Annotated in this window: 15 protein-coding genes and 1 tRNA gene; 7 read left to right on the plus strand and 9 right to left on the minus strand. The window is 71.5% G+C overall.

Annotation, left to right across the window (positions count from 1 at the left end; translation table 11 throughout):
• Positions 1-30 precede the first annotated feature (30 nt).
• From ABC270_RS15235 to ABC270_RS15245, 3 genes are all read right to left on the minus strand, one after another.
• Positions 31-120: transfer RNA gene (locus ABC270_RS15235), tRNA-Ser, on the minus strand.
• A 376-nt stretch (positions 121-496) separates the two neighbouring features.
• Positions 497-1177: a GntR family transcriptional regulator gene (locus ABC270_RS15240; RefSeq protein WP_412881569.1), complete on the minus strand. Its 681-nt coding sequence runs from the start codon at positions 1175-1177 to the stop codon at positions 497-499.
• 150 nt (positions 1178-1327) lie between these two features.
• The gene (locus tag ABC270_RS15245) at positions 1328-2776 is read right to left on the minus strand and encodes an MFS transporter (protein WP_412881570.1); all 1449 of its coding nucleotides are present in this window, start codon (positions 2774-2776) and stop codon (positions 1328-1330) included.
• A gap of 294 nt (positions 2777-3070) precedes the next feature.
• On the opposite strand from ABC270_RS15245, the gene ABC270_RS15250 reads away from it, so the two are divergent.
• Positions 3071-4456, plus strand: coding sequence for a MoxR family ATPase (locus tag ABC270_RS15250; protein ID WP_412881571.1), 1386 nt, complete (start codon positions 3071-3073; stop codon positions 4454-4456).
• Complete coding sequence (locus tag ABC270_RS15255; protein ID WP_412881572.1) at positions 4449-6506, plus strand: vWA domain-containing protein; 2058 nt, start codon at positions 4449-4451, stop codon at positions 6504-6506. The genes ABC270_RS15250 and ABC270_RS15255 overlap by 8 nt, the downstream gene beginning before the upstream one ends.
• Before the next feature lie 199 nt (positions 6507-6705).
• Here the strand turns inward: ABC270_RS15255 and ABC270_RS15260 are convergent, their stop codons facing one another.
• Genes ABC270_RS15260 through ABC270_RS15270 form a run of 3 tightly spaced genes read right to left on the minus strand, consistent with a single transcriptional unit; the run spans position 6706 to position 8762 of the window.
• The gene (locus ABC270_RS15260; protein WP_412881573.1) at positions 6706-7458 is read right to left on the minus strand and encodes an SCO1664 family protein; all 753 of its coding nucleotides are present in this window, start codon (positions 7456-7458) and stop codon (positions 6706-6708) included.
• Positions 7455-7982, minus strand: coding sequence for a DUF3090 domain-containing protein (locus tag ABC270_RS15265; protein ID WP_412881574.1), 528 nt, complete (start codon positions 7980-7982; stop codon positions 7455-7457). Before ABC270_RS15265 ends, ABC270_RS15260 begins: the two co-directional genes overlap by 4 nt.
• Positions 7983-8015: 33 nt before the next feature.
• Positions 8016-8762 (minus strand): histidine phosphatase family protein, encoded by a 747-nt coding sequence (locus ABC270_RS15270; RefSeq protein ID WP_412881575.1) that lies wholly within the window; start codon positions 8760-8762, stop codon positions 8016-8018.
• Here ABC270_RS15270 and ABC270_RS15275 point away from each other — a divergent pair.
• Positions 8736-10001, plus strand: coding sequence for an MFS transporter (locus tag ABC270_RS15275; RefSeq protein WP_412881576.1), 1266 nt, complete (start codon positions 8736-8738; stop codon positions 9999-10001). The genes ABC270_RS15270 and ABC270_RS15275 overlap by 27 nt on opposite strands.
• Before the next feature lie 17 nt (positions 10002-10018).
• A complete protein-coding gene (locus tag ABC270_RS15280; RefSeq protein ID WP_412881577.1) occupies positions 10019-10447 on the plus strand; it encodes a BLUF domain-containing protein in 429 nt (142 codons plus the stop codon).
• Here ABC270_RS15280 and ABC270_RS15285 read toward each other — a convergent pair.
• The 3 genes from ABC270_RS15285 to ABC270_RS15295 form a co-directional block, all read right to left on the minus strand.
• Positions 10434-11027, minus strand: coding sequence for a GNAT family N-acetyltransferase (locus tag ABC270_RS15285; RefSeq protein WP_412881578.1), 594 nt, complete (start codon positions 11025-11027; stop codon positions 10434-10436). The two genes, ABC270_RS15280 and ABC270_RS15285, sit on opposite strands and share 14 nt — an antisense overlap.
• A gap of 9 nt (positions 11028-11036) precedes the next feature.
• Entirely contained in the window at positions 11037-11657 is a 621-nt protein-coding gene (locus ABC270_RS15290) for a ScbR family autoregulator-binding transcription factor (RefSeq protein ID WP_412881579.1), read from the minus strand.
• A 92-nt stretch (positions 11658-11749) separates the two neighbouring features.
• The gene (locus ABC270_RS15295) at positions 11750-13300 is read right to left on the minus strand and encodes an alpha-L-fucosidase (protein ID WP_412881580.1); all 1551 of its coding nucleotides are present in this window, start codon (positions 13298-13300) and stop codon (positions 11750-11752) included.
• A 112-nt stretch (positions 13301-13412) separates the two neighbouring features.
• On the opposite strand from ABC270_RS15295, the gene ABC270_RS15300 reads away from it, so the two are divergent.
• The 3 genes from ABC270_RS15300 to ABC270_RS15310 are packed head-to-tail and all read left to right on the plus strand — an operon-like array spanning position 13413 to position 15858.
• A complete protein-coding gene (locus tag ABC270_RS15300; RefSeq protein ID WP_412881581.1) occupies positions 13413-14402 on the plus strand; it encodes an aldo/keto reductase in 990 nt (329 codons plus the stop codon).
• Positions 14399-15436, plus strand: coding sequence for a LacI family DNA-binding transcriptional regulator (locus ABC270_RS15305; protein ID WP_412881582.1), 1038 nt, complete (start codon positions 14399-14401; stop codon positions 15434-15436). Before ABC270_RS15300 ends, ABC270_RS15305 begins: the two co-directional genes overlap by 4 nt.
• Positions 15433-15858, plus strand: coding sequence for an RbsD/FucU domain-containing protein (locus tag ABC270_RS15310; RefSeq protein WP_412881583.1), 426 nt, complete (start codon positions 15433-15435; stop codon positions 15856-15858). Before ABC270_RS15305 ends, ABC270_RS15310 begins: the two co-directional genes overlap by 4 nt.
• The last annotated feature ends 152 nt before the right edge of the window (positions 15859-16010 follow it).

A 16010-nucleotide genomic window follows, 5' to 3' on the forward strand; every position in this document is an offset into this window, starting at 1 on the left:
GTCCGTCCGGACCGGGGCTCTCGTCGAGTGCGGAGACGGAGGGATTTGAACCCTCGGTCCCCTCAAAGGGGACTCCACCTTAGCAGGGTGGTGCACTCGGCCTGACTATGCGACGTCTCCAAGCGCCCTCGCGAGCGCTGCCCCCACCATACAGGAGGTCGAGCCCGCTCTCGACCCGGACCACGACGGCCGCGCGCGCCGCGAGATGCACACGGTCCCCCGAAGTGGGGACACGAAGGGGTTGTCGGGACGTACCCCGGTGCATAGCATCGTCGGGACGCGGCGATCACGTTCCGGAGTTCCACTCCACAGTCGCGACACAGCACCCGACGTCGCTCCCCCGGCACCAGGACCCGCGCGCCCGATCGCGACGCGTCCGCCAGGGGGAGCGGCTCGACGGGGGCGCGGCCCGCGCCGCGTCCCCGTTCAGGTCGCCGATCCCGTGTTCCTGCGGACGACACCCACGCGACGGCAGCCCGCACCACCGGCAGCACCGTCACGCCGAGAGCGCCGCCCGGAACCGCTCCGGCATCGCGATCAGCGCGTCCGCGAGCTCGACCAGGGCCTCCTTGCACGCATCGACGGCATCACGCTCCGCCGCCGACCGCGCGCGCTCGAGCAGCTCCACCCGGTACCGCCGGTCCACAGCGGCGTCGATGCCGTTCGCCAGGCAGACGTCGTCCGTGAAGAAGACGTCGAGCACCGCGAACTGCGACTCCAACCAGTCGGCACTCACGGACGCCCCGGACCGTCGGAGCACCCAGGCCCCGAGTTCGACGAAACACCCGGCCTCGGTCCGGCACTCCGCGATGAGCCGACGGTCGAACCGGTCCGAGACGCCGGCAGTCGCGCCGAGTGGCTCGACGAGCATGGACCGGGCGATCCGGAGCCGCTCGCACATCTGTCCCACCGTCCAGTGCGCGATGACGACGCCCACGTACCGCTGCACCGACACGAGACGCAGGGCTTCGAGCGGGGCGAGCGCCTCACGCACGGGCGTCCGGGACACCTGCAGGTCCTCCGCGATCTGCTCGAGCCGGAGCCGCTCACCCCGCCGGTACACGCCGAGCAGGACGTTCTCGAGCAGGATCGCGAAGACCGCGTCGCGGAGGAGGCTCCGGCGCACGGTGAGGTCGTCCGGCTTCCGGACGCGTCGGCGGTCTGGTCTGCGTTCCACACCGCCAGGGTCACGCACGACGGCCACCGTCCTCGTCGGGACGGTGGCCGTCGTGGATCGTCAGCGCATCGATCGTCTTGTGGAGGAGTGCCATGCGGGTGAGCGTGACACGAGCCCCTGGCACACGCTAAACACTCTGCATCCAGAATGTCAACGCTGCTTCGAAGGCTCCTCCTGGCCGGTGAGGACCGACAGCGGTTGCGTGATGTCCTCCAGGCCCTTCCGCGCCGAGTCGACCCCGAAGACGAGGGCGATCACCCCGCCGGCGATCATCACCCCGGACCCGAGGAGGTACCCCCAGAACAGCGGCTCCCGCGACGACCCGTCGCCGATGAACGCACCGTAGATCGCCGGGGCGATCGCACCGAAGATCTGTGCCAGGGCGAAGAAGTACGAGATCGCCTGCGACCGCAGCTCGAGCGGGAAGATCTCCGACACCGTCAGGTAGGCGCTCGACGCACCCGCCGACGCGAAGAAGAACGAGACGCACCAGAACACGACCTGCACGGTGGCGCTGATGGCGTCGACGCGGAACAGGAACGCCGACGTCGCGAGCACGAGCCCCGACACCAGGTACGTCAGGAAGATCATCTGCCGACGGCCCCAGGTGTCGAAGAACCGACCGAGGATGAGCGGCCCGAGCAGGTTGCCGATCGCGAAGGGGAAGAAGTAGACCGACGTCTGCGAGGTCTTCAGCCCGAAGAAGTTCGTGAGCACGAGCGCGTAGCTGAAGAAGATCGCGTTGTAGAGGAACGCCTGCGTGATCATCATCGTCGCGCCGACGAGCGTGCGCTTCGGGTACTGCTTGAACAACACCTTGACGATGGTGCGGAACCGCACGTTGTCGAGCGGCGTCACCGTCATGGCCTTCGATGGGTCGACGTCCGGCAGCCGCTCACCGGTCGAGCGCTCCACGGACGCCTCGATCTCCGAGACCGTCCGCTCGGCCTCCTCCTCCTTGCCGTGGGTCATCATCCAGCGGGGGCTCTCCGGGATGTGCCGCCGCAGGAAGATGATCGCGATGCCGAGCACCGGCCCGAGGAAGAACCCGATGCGCCACCCGATGTTCTCCGCGAAGATCGACGGGTCGAGCAGGTAGATGTTCGCGAACGCGCCGAGGGCCGCGCCGCCCCAGTACGTGCCGTTGATGGCGATGTCGACGTGCCCGCGGTACTTCGACGGGATGAGCTCGTCGATCGCGGAGTTGATCGCCGCGTACTCGCCGCCGATGCCGAGACCGGCGACGAACCGGAACGCCGCGAGGAACCAGAAGTCCTGCGCGAGACCGGCGATGCCCGACCCGATGAGGTAGATCGCGAGCGTCAGGATGAACAGCTTCCGGCGCCCGAGCTTGTCGGACAGACGACCGAAGACGATCGCGCCGACCACCTGACCGACGAGGTAGATCGTCCCCAGGTTGAGGACCGCCTGCGCCGTCAGGTCGAGGTCCTTCTGGAACCCCGCGTTCGAGACGATCTGGATCTCGAGGCCGTCGAGGACCCACGAGACCCCGAGACCCACGACGACGCTCCAGTGGAACCGCGTCCACGGCAGCCGGTCCATCCGGGCCGGTACGAGACTCTTGACTGTGCTGCTCACGGATGGAGAACGTACGCCGGGAACGCGCAGGTGGTTCGCAGGTGGACCACGTCTCGGCAGCGATCAGCAGCCCTGCGGGTCCGGCGCGGAGCCGGATCCCCCTACTCGAACCCGGCTCCGGCGCCGAAGCACCAATCATCGCAAGTGCGATGACAACCCACAAGCGAGCCGAGTACGGCGGCGACCGCTGACGGCCTGGAGGCGCGTGGCGGAGCCGTCACGCGCCTCCAGGCCGTCCCGGGTCGCCACCCACGCCACTGGTGCGTGTCGGAGGCGAGGCGTACCGTCTGCGACGTGACCCGACCTGACATCCGTACGGTCGGCGAGCTCCGCGCTTCTGGTCACGTCCAGAAGTCGGTCCGCGCCGAGATCCGCGACAACCTCCTCCAGGCCCTCCGCGAGGGCCGCGACCCGTGGCCGGGCCTGCACGGCTTCGAGACCACCGTGATCCCGCAACTCGAACGCGCCCTCATCGCCGGACACGACGTCGTCCTGCTCGGCGAACGCGGCCAGGGCAAGACACGGCTCCTCCGCACCCTGCAGGGCCTGCTCGACGAGTGGACGCCGGTGATCGCCGGCTCCGAGCTCGGCGAGCACCCGTTCGAGCCGATCACGACCGCCAGCACCCAGCGGGCCGCCGACCTCGGCGACGCGATGCCGATCGAGTGGCGGCACCGGGACGACCGGTACGTCGAGAAGCTCGCGACGCCGGACACGAGCGTGGCCGACCTCATCGGCGACGTCGACCCGATGAAGGTGGCGGAGGGCCGGAGCCTCGGCGATCCCGAGACGATCCACTTCGGCCTCGTCCCCCGCGGCCACCGCGGCATCGTGGCCATCAACGAGCTCCCCGACCTCGCCGAACGCATCCAGGTCGCGATGCTCAACGTCATGGAGGAGCGCGACGTCCAGATCCGCGGCTACGTGCTGCGTCTGCCGCTCGATGTGCTCGTCGTGGCGAGCGCCAACCCGGAGGACTACACGAACCGCGGCCGGATCATCACCCCGCTGAAGGACCGCTTCGGCGCCGAGATCCGCACGCACTACCCGATCGAGCTCGCCGACGAGATCGCCGTCATCAAGCAGGAGGCCGCGCTCTCCGCGGACGTGCCCGACGCCCTCATCGAGATCCTCGCCCGGTTCACCCGTGCCCTCCGGCAGTCGAGCGCGGTCGACCAGCGCAGTGGTGTCAGTGCCCGGTTCTCGATCGCCGGCGCCGAGACGGTGTCCGCGGCCGCGGTGCACCGGGCCGCGCGCCAGGGCGAGGAGCACGCGGTCGCCCGGCCGATCGACCTCGAGACCGCCGTGGACGTCCTCGGCGGCAAGATCGAGTTCGAGAACGGGGAAGAGGACCGTGCCGACGAGGTCCTCGAGCACCTGCTCCGCACCGCCACGGCCGAGACCGTCCGGGAGCGCTTCCGCGGCATCGACTTCGGCGTCCTCGTCGAGGCCCTCGACGGGGGCACGATGGTCACGACCGGCGAGCAGGTCAGCGCCCGGGACTTCCTCCAGGGGCTGCCGTCGATCGGCGAGTCCGACGTGTACGACCAGGTGTGCGAGCGACTCGGAGCGAACGACGACGGCGAGCGCGCCGGGGCGATCGAGTTGGCGCTCGAGGGACTGTTCCTCGCCCGGAAGATCAGCAAGGAGTCGGGAGGGGGCGAGGCCGTCTATGGCTAGCCGCCAGAACCGGCGCCTCACCCGCGACGCCCGGTACGGCAAGTACGACGGCGGGCCGGACCCGCTCGCTCCCCCGGTCGACCTGTCCGAGGCGCTCGACGCGATCGGCGAGGACGTCATGGGCGGCACCTCGCCCGAGCGTGCCCTGCGGGAGTTCCTCCGGCGCGGCGGCCGGACGCAGCGCGGCCTCGACGACCTCATGCGTCGCGTGGCCGAACGGCGCCGAGACCTCACGAGCCGGAACAACCTCGACGGCACGCTGCAGCAGGTCAAGCAGCTCCTCGACGAGGCCGTCCTCGCGGAGCGTGGGGAGCTCGCACGCAACGTCGACATCGACGACGGCGACCGCGCCCTCGCCGAGATGCAGCTCGACAGCCTCCCGCCGTCCCCCGCGGCAGCGGTGCAGGAGCTCGGCGGCTACGACTGGAAGAGCCCCACGGCCCGCCAGAAGTTCGAGGAGATCAAGGACCTCCTCGGTCGCGAGGTCCTCGACCAGCGGTTCGCGGGGATGAAGCAGGCGCTCGAGAACGCCACCGACGCAGACCGTGCCGCCGTCTCCGAGATGATGCGCGACCTGAACGAGCTGCTCGAGTCGCACCGCGCCGGGACGGACACGCAGGAGCAGTTCGACGACTTCATGGCGAAGCACGGGCAGTACTTCCCGTCGAACCCGAAGGACGTCGACGAACTCCTCGACGACCTCGCCGCCCGTGCCGCGGCCGCGCAGCGCATGCGGAACTCGATGACCCAGGAGCAGCGGGACGAACTCGACGCCCTGGCCCAGCAGGCGTTCGGCTCGCCCGACCTGATGGGGCAACTCGGGCAGCTCGACGGCAACCTCCGTGCACTCCGTCCCGGCGAGGACTGGGGCGGTTCCGAGCGGATGGACGGCGACCAGGGGCTCGGCCTCGGCGACGGCACCGGCGTGTTCCAGGACATCGCCGACCTCGACGCCCTCGCCGAGCAGCTCGCGCAGACCGGCCCCGGGTCGGACCTCGACGACCTCGACCTCGACGCGTTGTCCCGGCAGCTCGGCGACGAGGCCGCGGTCGACGCCCGGACCCTGCAGCAGCTCGAGAAGGCGCTCCGGAACTCGGGCACCGTCCGCCGCGGATCGGACGGGCAGCTCCAGCTGACGCCGAAGGCCATGCGGCAGCTCGGGAAGAGCCTCCTCAAGGACGTGGCCGAGCGGATGTCGGGGCGCCAGGGTGCCCGTGACCTCCGGCGGTCCGGCGCGTCGGGAGAGCCGTCCGGGGCCACGCGTCCGTGGGAGTACGGCGACACGGAGCCGTGGGACGTCACACGGTCGATCACGAACGCCCTCACCAGGACAGCGGCGGAGGGCCGCACCGGCCCGGGCGTGCGACTCACGATCGACGACGTCGAGGTGCAGGAGACCGAGGCCCGGACGCAGGCCTGCGTGGCGCTGCTCGTCGACATCTCGTTCTCGATGGCGATGGAGGACCGCTGGGTCCCGATGAAGCGCACCGCCCTCGCGCTGCACACCCTCGTCTCGACCCGGTTCCGCGGTGACGACCTGCAGATGATCGCGTTCGGCCGCGAAGCCGAGGTCATGGACATCGAGCAGCTCGTCGGGCTCGACGCGATGTGGGACAAGGGCACGAACCTGCACCACGCACTGCTCCTGGCGAACCGGCACTTCCGGAAGCACCCGACCGCGCAGCCGGTGCTGCTCATCGTCACCGACGGAGAGCCGACCTCGCACCTGGAGCCGAACGGACAGGTCTGGTTCAACTACCCACCGGACCCGATCACGATCGCACTATCCGTCCGCGAGCTCGAGAATGCCGGCCGGCTCGGTGCGCAGACGACGTTCTTCCGGCTCGGCGACGACCCGGGGCTCGCCCGGTTCATCGACGCGATGGCGAAACGGGTGGACGGCACGGTCGTGGCGCCCGAGAACGACGACCTCGGTGTCGCGGTGGTCGGCTCCTACCTCGGTTCGCGACGCGGCGGCGGGGCGTTCGGTGGTGGCGCCTTCGGCGGCGGACTGTTCGGCGGGTACGGCCGCGACGACTGGTCGCTCTGAGCGCAGCCACGCAGCGGACTGGAGGCGCGGTGCGGGCCCGCACCGCGCCTCCAGGGCGGTGCCTGCTCGCGTCCAGTCTCGGCGTGGGCGCGCCGAGTCTCGGCGTGGGCGTGCCCAGTCTCGGCGTGGGCGACGACTCTCGCGGCCCGGCGCGCGAGCGACGTCGCGCACACCGAGACTCGCGGCGCCCGCGGACGACTTAGAACAGCGGCCACGGCACCGTAGGCCCGTGGCCGGGCGGCGGCGGGAAGATGCCGACGGCGCGGAGGGCCGCGCACCGCGCTGCGATCGTGTCGATCTCCTGCGCCGTGAGGTGCTCCTCGAGCGCGTGACCGAGGTCGCCGCGCAGCGCGCCGGAGACCCGGTCGATGCCCTCGAGTTCGTCGGGGGTGAGCGGCTCGCCGATCCAGCCCCACAGCACCGTGCGGAGCTTGTGCTCGACGTGGAAGGTGAGACCGTGGTCGACGCCGTACCGGTGCCCGTCGGGCATCGCGAGCACGTGTCCGCCCTTCCGGTCCGCGTTGTTCACGACGACGTCGAACACCGCCATGCGTCGGAGTTGCTCGGAGTCCTCGTGCACGAGCGTCACCGGCTGCTCGTGCTCGTCGATCGCCTCGAGGACGGGCAGCCACGGGGAGTCCGGCGCCTCGGCGACGTCGGGTGCGACGATGTCGACCGCGTCCTGCTCCGGGTCGATCTCCTGCCAGCGCTGCACCATCCCGGGCCCGAACGGCCCGTCGCCGAGCCAGGTCTGCGGGACGACACCCCAGCCGAACGCCTCCGAGACGAGGTACGCCGCGACCTCACGGCCGGCGAGCGTGCCGTCCGGGAAGTCCCACAGCGGCCGTTCGCCCTCGATCGGCTTGTAGACGACGGCTTCGCCGTCGAGGTCGGCGAGGAACGTCGCGTTCGACGCCTCGCGGATCCGCGCCCGGATCGAGACCGCGCTCATGCCACCCCGGGCGGACGTCCGGCGGCGACGACCTCGCGGGTGCGCTCGACGAACGCACGGGCGGTGCCGACCGGGATCTTCACCTGGAACAGTTCGGCGGGTTCGGGGATCTCGACGACCGCCTCGACCTCGCCGTCCTCGCCCGTCTCCTCGGCGACGATCTCGACCTCGTCCTCGATCGGGTAGGCCTCGATGACGACCTGCGCGGTCGCGGGGTCGAACCCGAGGCTCAGGGCGCCGGCGCGGAACTCCGGCTCGACGGGCTGGTCGAGCGGATCGCCGTCGAAGAGCTCCTTCGGCGCGGTGTCCGGGACGCTGAAGCGGTTGTCGTCGACGGTCGCGACCTCGTCCAGGAGCTCGTCGACCTTCTCGGCGAGCACCGCTGACTGCTCCTTCTCGAGTGCGACGCTCGTGACGCGCTTGCCGTCCCGCGCCTGCAGGTAGAACGCGCGCTCACCGGGGCGTCCGATCGTGCCGACGACGATGCGGTCCGGCCAGTCGAAGCCGTGGACGATGGTGGGCATACCTGGATTGTAGGAGCGTCGTGCTCGGCCCGTTCAGGGAGCGGCGGTCCCCGGATGTCCCTCGGGCACATCCGCCGCGGACCCGTGTCCCGCTCCCCCGCCGACGGCCGCGTCGCCGCTCGGGGCAGGGGCCGCTGCGAGCCAGGACAGGTCGCCCGACTCGGTGTTCGTCGCGACGACCTCGGGCCGGTGTTCTCCGTAGCGGACGATCGACACCGAGGCCGGTCCGACCGCGATCCGCTGGAAGAGGTCGAGGTGCATGCCGAACGCGTCCGCGAGCACGGACTTCACGATGTCGCCGTGGCTGACCGCGACCCAGACCGCGCCGGGCCCGTGCTGCCGCTCGACCTCGGCGTCGAGGCGTCGGACGGCCGTCACCGCGCGTGACTGCATCGTCGGCATGGACTCCCCACCGGGGAACACGACCGCGCTCGGGTTCGCCTGCACGGTGCGCCACAGCGGTTCCTTCGCGAGGTCGACGAGCTTCCGTCCCTGCCACTCGCCGTAGTCGGCCTCGGTGATCGCCCGCTCGACGGCGGTCTCGGGCACGCGGCCGTGCGCTGTGCGCTGCGCGTCGGCGATCGCGCGGGCCGTCTGACGGCAACGCTCGAGGGGGCTCGTGACGAGGGCGGCGAGCGGGACGGCGGCGATCCGCTCCGCGGTGCGCTGGGCCTGGCGCCGGCCGACGTCGTCGAGCCGGACCCCGGCCGTCCGACCGGCGAGCAGGCCGGTCGCGTTCGCGGTGGTGCGTCCGTGCCGGACGAGGAGGACGGTCGCCATGCCCCGATCCTAGGCGCTGCGCTTGACCCGGCTCGTCGGGCACGGTCTGATGGGGTGATGAGGGCCCGACACCGCGCAGCCCTCTTCGCCACGTCCACGATGACCGGGGTCGGGATCGCGTCGTGGATCACCCGCACACCGGCCGTCCGCGAGGAGCTCGGCGCCAGCATCGAGACGATGGGCATCGTGCTGCTCGGACTGTCGGCGGGGTCGATGATCGGCATCCTCGGCGCCGGTGCCTTCGTCCGGCGCACCGGCACCCGGCCGCTCGTGATCGTCGGAGGCGCGCTGCCCGTGCTCGGGATGCTGCTCGTCGCGCTCCTCGCCCCCGCTCACGTCACGGCGGGCGTCTGGGTCGGGCTGTTCTGCATCGGGTTCGGCGCCGGCGTCGCCGAGATCGGACTGAACGTCGAGGCGGCCGCGGTGGAACGGCAGCTCGGGCGGCCGGTCGTCCCGGTGCTGCACGCGTGCTTCAGCCTCGGCACCGTGGTCGGTGGCGCGGCGGGCATCGGTCTCACCGCGATCAGGACGCCGGTCACGGTGCACCTGCTCCTGGCGACCGCCGTCATGGCGGGGCTCGCCGTCTTCGCTGCGACGAACCTCCGGCCGGTGCCGCGCGTCGAACTCGTCGACGACGAGACCTCGTCGCACCCTCGACTCCGGTCCGTGCTCACCGTGCAGGTGCTCCTGATCGGTGTGGTCACGCTCGCCATGGCGTTCGCCGAGGGTGCGGCGTCCGACTGGCTGCCGCTCCTGATCACCTCGGGGCACGACGCACCGGAGGTCGTCGGGTCGCTCGTGTTCACCGGGTTCGCGCTCGCGATGCTCGTCGGCCGCTCGGCGGGCACACCGCTCGTCGCGCGGTTCGGGCGGGCACCGGTCGTGCGGTCCTGTGCGGCCGTCGGCACCGTCGGGGTGCTGCTCGTGGTGACGGCCGGGTCCCCCGTGGTGACCGCGGTCGGTGCGGCGGTGTGGGGCCTCGGGATCGCGCTCGGGTTCCCGTTGGCGATCTCCGCCGCCGGCGACCACCCGACCGACGGCGACCGACGCGTGTCCGTCGTCGCGACGGCCGGGTACGTGGCGTTCCTGGCGGGGCCACCGCTCCTCGGCTTCCTCGGCGAGCACCTCGGGCTGCAGGCGGCGATGCTCGTCCCGGCGGCCCTGCTGGTCGTCACGGTGTGCATCGCCTCCGCGACCCGGACTGCGCGATCCGGACAACGTTCGGGCGTCGCGCGGTGAGGCACCAGGATGGGACGGTGCTCGTCTCCATCCTCTACATGAGCCGCGCGAACGTCCCCTTCGACGACGCCGACATGCAGGAGTTGCTCCGCGAGGCGCGGATCCGCAACACGGCGCTCGGGGTCTCCGGGTTGCTCGTCGCCAAGGGCGGCCGGTTCATGCAGCTGCTCGAGGGCCCGGCCTGGAGCGTGGACGACCGGTTCGACGCGATCTCACGCGACGCTCGGCACGGCGAGGTGAAGTCGCTCGTCCGTGAGGACATCGACCGTCGTCGCTTCGACGGCTGGGCGATGGCCTACCGCTCGCTCGAGGACGCGGACGTCGAGCAGCAGGAGGGCTTCAGTCCGTTCCTCACCGGCGACATGGACTTCCCGCCGGCGTTCGACCGCACGAGTTCCGCGTGGCTGCTGAAGTGGTTCCGGTCCCGCGAGCTCAACGACGCCTGACCGGACCGGACTCGAGCGTCACCCACTCCTCGTCACGTCGGTAGCCGACAGCGGTGCCGGCGGCGATGATCGCTGGGTTGTCGTCGGAACCCCCGGTCCGGAAGCGGACGACGTGCTCGTCGAGCAGTGCGAGGATCGACGCCGCCTTGAGCGCGGTCCCGATGCCCCGGCCACGGTGGTCGCGCGCGACGACGGTGAACGTGGTCTCGACCGTGTCGCCGTCGATGTCGAGGTACGTGGTGCCGACCAGGTCGCCCACCGGCGTCCGTGCGCCGAACGCCCGTCGGGTCGGTGACATCGCGGCCGTGGACTCGGTCAGCGGCTCGTGCTGCGTCGCCACGCTTCCCGGGTAGTCGGCGACGGTCGCGGCGTCGAGCGCGAGGACGGCGGGGAGGTCGGCACCGAGGAGCTCCCGCACGACGACCGGAGCCACCCGCTCGACGAACCGCCGGAGTGCGGCACGGTCGGCACGGTCAGCGTCGAGTTGCGCCGCCCACGAACGCGCGGTGATCCGCCACCCGGTCTCGATGAGTCCGGCGACGCGCGGGTCGTCCGCGCGCAGCACCGTCGTCTCCCCCACCCGGCGAGCCTAACGGGCGACGGGCTGCTCGCCGAAGGCCTCCGCGACGAAGTCGAGCAACCGCTCCCGGTGCCTCGGGTCGGCAATCCCGTCGAGCACGAGCCGCCACATCGCGGTGACGGCAGGGAACAGGTCCTGCCGACCGGTGCGGACGGCCGACACGAGCTGCACCCCGGTGAACATCGGCACGACGGTCGCACCGAGCTGCTCGGCGGAGAGGTCCGTCCGGAGCTCCCCGGCCGCGATCGCGAGCCGGAACAGGTCGCTGATCCCGCCGATCCACTGCTCGTAGAAGGCCGCGGTCGCCGCGCCGAACTCGCCGCGCTCCAGGGAGAGTCGGATCCCCGCGCTCACGACGGGGTCGGTGAGGAGCATCCCCGCGATGCCCCGGGACGCCGCGACGAGCGCCTCCATCGGCGAGCTGTCGACGTGGCTCACCACGTCGAACGTGCGGACGTTCTGCTCGTCGATCACACCGAGGGCGAGGGACAGCTTCGTCGGGAAGTGGAAGTGCAGTGCGCCCTGGGACACGCTCGCCTCGCGGGCGACGGCTGCGATCGTCGTGGCGGCGTAGCCGACACGCTCGAACTCGCGGGCGGCGGCTTCCAGGATCAGTGCGCGGCGTTCCACGCCACCAGTCTGCCGGCCTGGAGGCACGGTGCGGGCCCGCACCGCGCCTCCAGTCCGAGGGGTGCTCACGTCCGCGGCGGGGCCGGCGCGGCTCAGCCGTGCAGGTGGTCGGTGCGCTCGGGCGTGACGTCCGCCTGCAGGCGGACCTTCACGACCGGCCCGGAGTGGGGCGTCGTCGAACCCGGCACGGTGACCTCGAGGGCGTCCGCGGTCTGGGTCCAGTCCACCTCTCCCGCGACGCCGAGCACCTCGACGCTCCGGATCGGGCCGCCGAGCAGGTTCGCCGAGCTGCCGAACGAGCGGATGCGCGCGGTGCCGTCCTCCGGGTGGGCGAGGAGCACGGCGTGCACGTACTCGCCCGTGGCGTCGACGCGTCGGGTGAAGCGGACGTCGGCCGAGGTGTAGACCGGGGCATCGCCGTCGACGAACGACCCCGCCTGCACGTGGGTCGGCCCCTCCCCGGGGATCACCCACGGGCGGGTGCCGTAGACCGCCTGTCCGTTGATGACGAGCCAGCGGCCGATCTCCTCGAGCAGCCGCTGCTCGGGCTCGGCGATCGTGCCGTCCGCCTTCGGCCCGACGTTGAGCAGGAGGACGCCGTTCTTCGCGACGACGTCGACGAGCTCGGCGACGAGGTCCGTCGCGGACTTGTAGTCGTGCCCCTCGACGAAGCACCAGGCGGTCTTCGACACGGAGGTGTCGTTCTGCCAGACGAACGACGGAGTGCCGCCCATCGCGCCGCGCTCGATGTCGTACACCGCGGAGCCCTCGGCGAACGCGTTCCACTTGTAGTTGATGACGACCTCGCGGCCCCACTCGGCGGCGCGGTTGTAGTAGTACGCCGCCAGGGTCCGGAGCCACGGCTCGAAGGCGGGCTGTTCGATCCACCAGTCGAACCAGAGCACCTGGGGCCGGTAGCGGTCGATGACCTCGACGGTGCGGAGCAGCCAGTCCTCGAGGTGCCGCTCGTTCGGCGCGGTCTCCTCGCGCTGGGCGGGACCGTAGAAGTCGATGAAGCGCGGGTCGAGGACGTCGGAGTCGAACCGGGTGCCGCCGTTCATGAAGAACCAGTGCTCGGCCCGGTGTGACGACGCGCCGCGGACCATGAAGGCGTCGTCCACGGCCCGGAGCAGGTCGCCGAACACGTCGCGCTCGGGGCCCATGCGGGCAGCGCTCCACCGTGAACGCTCGGTGTCGTACATCGCGAAGCCGTCGTGGTGTTCGGCGACCGGGACGACGAACTGTGCCCCGGCGCGGCGGAAGAGCGTCGCCCAGGCCTGCGGGTCGAACTGCTCCATCGTGAAGGACGGGATGAAGTCCTTGTACCCGAACGCCGACTGCGGTCCGTACGTGGCGAGGTGGTGCTCGTACTCGGGGGTGCCCTCGCGGTACATGTCGCGGGAGTACCACTCGTTCCGGAACGCCGGGACGGAGTACACCCCCCAGTGCAGGAAGATCCCGAACTTCGCGTCCTGGTACCAGCGCGGCGGTTCGTACCGCTGCAGCGACTCCCAGGTGGCGTCGTACGGCCCGGCCGCGACGACCGCCGCCACCGCGGCGAGCGCCTCGGAGTTGTCGGACACGTCGACGGGGGCCGGAAGGGCGTCCGGGTCGATGCGGGGCAGGTCGTGCGGTGCGGTCATGTCTGTCTCCTCCTCGAGCTGCACGAAACGTTACGTGTTCTGCTGTGGCCGCGCTAGTGTGTCGAGCACCGAACGGAACGAAACGTTCCGCGCTCGACGAGGAGAGGACCACGTGGACACGCTGAGTCGCACACTGCGCACCGGGGCGCAGATCCCGCCGATCGGCCTCGGGACCTTCGGGTCCGACCGCTACGGTCCGGACGAGGTCGCCGCGGCCGTCCGGGGCGGGCTCGAGGCCGGCTACCGGTTGGTCGACTGCGCGTCCGTCTACGGGAACGAGGCCGAGGTCGGTGCAGCGATCGCTGCGAGCGGTGTCCCCCGTGCCGACCTGTTCGTGATGTCGAAGGTGTGGAACGACGCGCACGATCCGGATGACGCAGTCGCCTCGGTCCGTCGTTCGCTCCACGACCTGCGGCTCGACCACCTCGACGCGGTGTTCGTGCACTGGCCGTTCCCGAACCACCACGCGCCGCACGCCTCCGTCGAGGACCGCGACAGCACCGCCCGACCGTACGACCACGGGGCGTACCTCGCGCTGTGGCGGGCCCTCGAGGGTCTCGTCGACGAGGGGGTCGTGCGGCACCTCGGGACGTCGAACACGACGGTGCCGAAGCTCCGACTGCTGCTCCGCGACGCCCGCGTGCTGCCGTCGCTCAACGAGATGGAGCTGCACCCGACGTTCCAGCAGCCGGAACTGTTCGACATGTGCGTGGCGAACGGGATCCAGCCGGTCGGGTACTCCCCGCTCGGGTCACCGTCACGGCCGGAGCGCGACCGCGCGGACGACGACCCGGTGGACGTCGAGCACCCCACCGTCCGCCGGATCGCCGAGGCGCACGGTGTGCACCCCGCGGTCGTCTGCCTCAAGTGGGCGGTGGCCCGTGGCCAGGTCCCGATCCCCTTCGCGGTGAAGCCCGAGCAGTACCGCGCCAACCTCGAGGGCGCGACGAGCGACCCGCTCACCGCGGACGAACTCGCGGCGATGGCGGACGTCGACCGCGGTGCCCGGCTCATCAAGGGGCAGGTGTTCCTCTGGGAGGGCGCGTCGAGCTGGCACGACCTCTGGGACGAGGACGGGACGATCCCGGGCGGGCGCGTGTGACGGCGACCTACAAGGACCTCCAGCGCGAGACCGGGCTCTCGCTCGCGACGATCTCGAAGTTCTACAACGGCGGGGCGGTGCGCGACGAGAACGCCCGGGCCATCGAGCGCGCTGCGGCGGCACTCGGGTTCCGGCCGAACGCCTTCGCGCGGAGTCTGCGGTCCCGGCGCTCCGGGACGATCGGGGTGCTGCTGCCGGCGCTCGACAACGACTTCCACCTGACCGTCATCGCCGGGGTCGAGAGCGCGCTCCGGCCGTCCGGGACGAGCGTCATCGTCTCGTCGAGTCCGGACGCCGAAGCCGGCGCGGTCGACCTCCTGCGCAGCCGGATGGTGGACGGCATCATCGCGGTGCCGTCGCCGCACGACGTCGGAGCGCTCGCCCGTGCGGCCGAACAGGTCCCGGTCGTGCAGATCGACTGGCGCGCGGACGATCTCGTCGTCGACGGGGTGTTCCTCGACAACCACCGTGCCGGAGCCCTCGCCGCACGGCACCTCCTCGACCACGGGCACCGCCGGCTCGGCGTCGTCGGCGGCGATCCCGCCGTCTCGACGATGCGTGGTCGAGCCGACGGCTTCCGTGCGGTCGCCCGGCAGGCGGGAGCCGACCTCGCCCCCGATGCCGTGCTCGCTGGCCCGCTCACGGTCGCGAACGGCCTGGCCGCGATGCAGCAGCTGCTGGTGCTCCCGGAGCGTCCGACGGCGGTGTTCTGCGCCAACCACGAACTCACCATCGGCGCGGTCATCGCCGTGAACGAGTCCGGTCTGACCCTGGGCCGGGACCTGTCGGTGCTCGGCTTCGACGGCCGCGAGCTCGCGCAGGTCACCGTGCCGAAGCTGACGGTGATCGAGCAGCCGACGCACGAGATCGCCGTGCGGGCTGCCGAGCGGATCGCCGAGCGCCTCGCCGAACGCCGCACCGACCCGACCGCCGTCCCGTCCGGACCCGTCGACGTCCTCGTCGCCCCACGACTCGTCGCCGGCGGATCCGTCGCGCGGGTCGGTCCACCGATCACCGGCCCCTCGGAGGCATGATGCTGCGCTACACCCTGACGCACCGCCCGACCCTGAGCGCGCTGGCGTCGCTCGGCCACGGCTCGAAGGTGCTCGTCGCCGACGGGAACTACCCGTTCGCGACCGCCATGAACCCGCGCGCGGAGCTCGTGCACCTGAACTGGCGCCCGGGTGTGCTCGACGTCGACGAGGTCCTGACGACGCTGCTCGACGCGGTCCCGTTCGAAGCGGCCACCGTGATGACCCCGCCGCCGGACGCCCCGGTGGCGGCACACGACGGGTACCGCAGGGTCCTCGGGCCGGACGTGCCGCTCGGGACGCTCGACCGGTTCGCGTTCTACGACGCAGTACGCGCGCCGGAGACCGGGCTCGTCATCGCCACCGGAGACCAGCGCTCGCACGCGAACCTGCTGCTCGAGATCGGGTTCGTCGCGGCGCGCTGAGTCCGGTCCCGCGCCCGAGCCCGGCGAGCTCGTTGCCCGTGGCACAGCCCGTCGCGCCGCTGTCGTACGACGCGACCGCTGCCGTACGACGACGGCCCGGTCGCACGCCGGCGTCCGCAACGGTCCGCGTGCGCAACGAACGACGCGACCGC

This window comes from Curtobacterium phoenicis (assembly GCF_047238015.1).
In the GTDB taxonomy this organism is placed as follows: Bacteria; Actinomycetota; Actinomycetes; order Actinomycetales; family Microbacteriaceae; genus Curtobacterium.

What these genes read in the sequence shown, in the direction of transcription:
- ABC270_RS15255 (WP_412881572.1), top strand. Translation starts at nt 4,449, where the DNA reads ATGGCTAGCCGCCAGAACCGGCGCCTCACCCGCGACGCCCGGTACGGC.
- ABC270_RS15260 (WP_412881573.1), bottom strand. Translation starts at nt 7,458, where the DNA reads ATGAGCGCGGTCTCGATCCGGGCGCGGATCCGCGAGGCGTCGAACGCG.
- ABC270_RS15265 (WP_412881574.1), bottom strand. Translation starts at nt 7,982, where the DNA reads ATGCCCACCATCGTCCACGGCTTCGACTGGCCGGACCGCATCGTCGTC.
- ABC270_RS15270 (WP_412881575.1), bottom strand. Translation starts at nt 8,762, where the DNA reads ATGGCGACCGTCCTCCTCGTCCGGCACGGACGCACCACCGCGAACGCG.
- ABC270_RS15295 (WP_412881580.1), bottom strand. Translation starts at nt 13,300, where the DNA reads ATGACCGCACCGCACGACCTGCCCCGCATCGACCCGGACGCCCTTCCG.
- ABC270_RS15310 (WP_412881583.1), top strand. Translation starts at nt 15,433, where the DNA reads ATGATGCTGCGCTACACCCTGACGCACCGCCCGACCCTGAGCGCGCTG.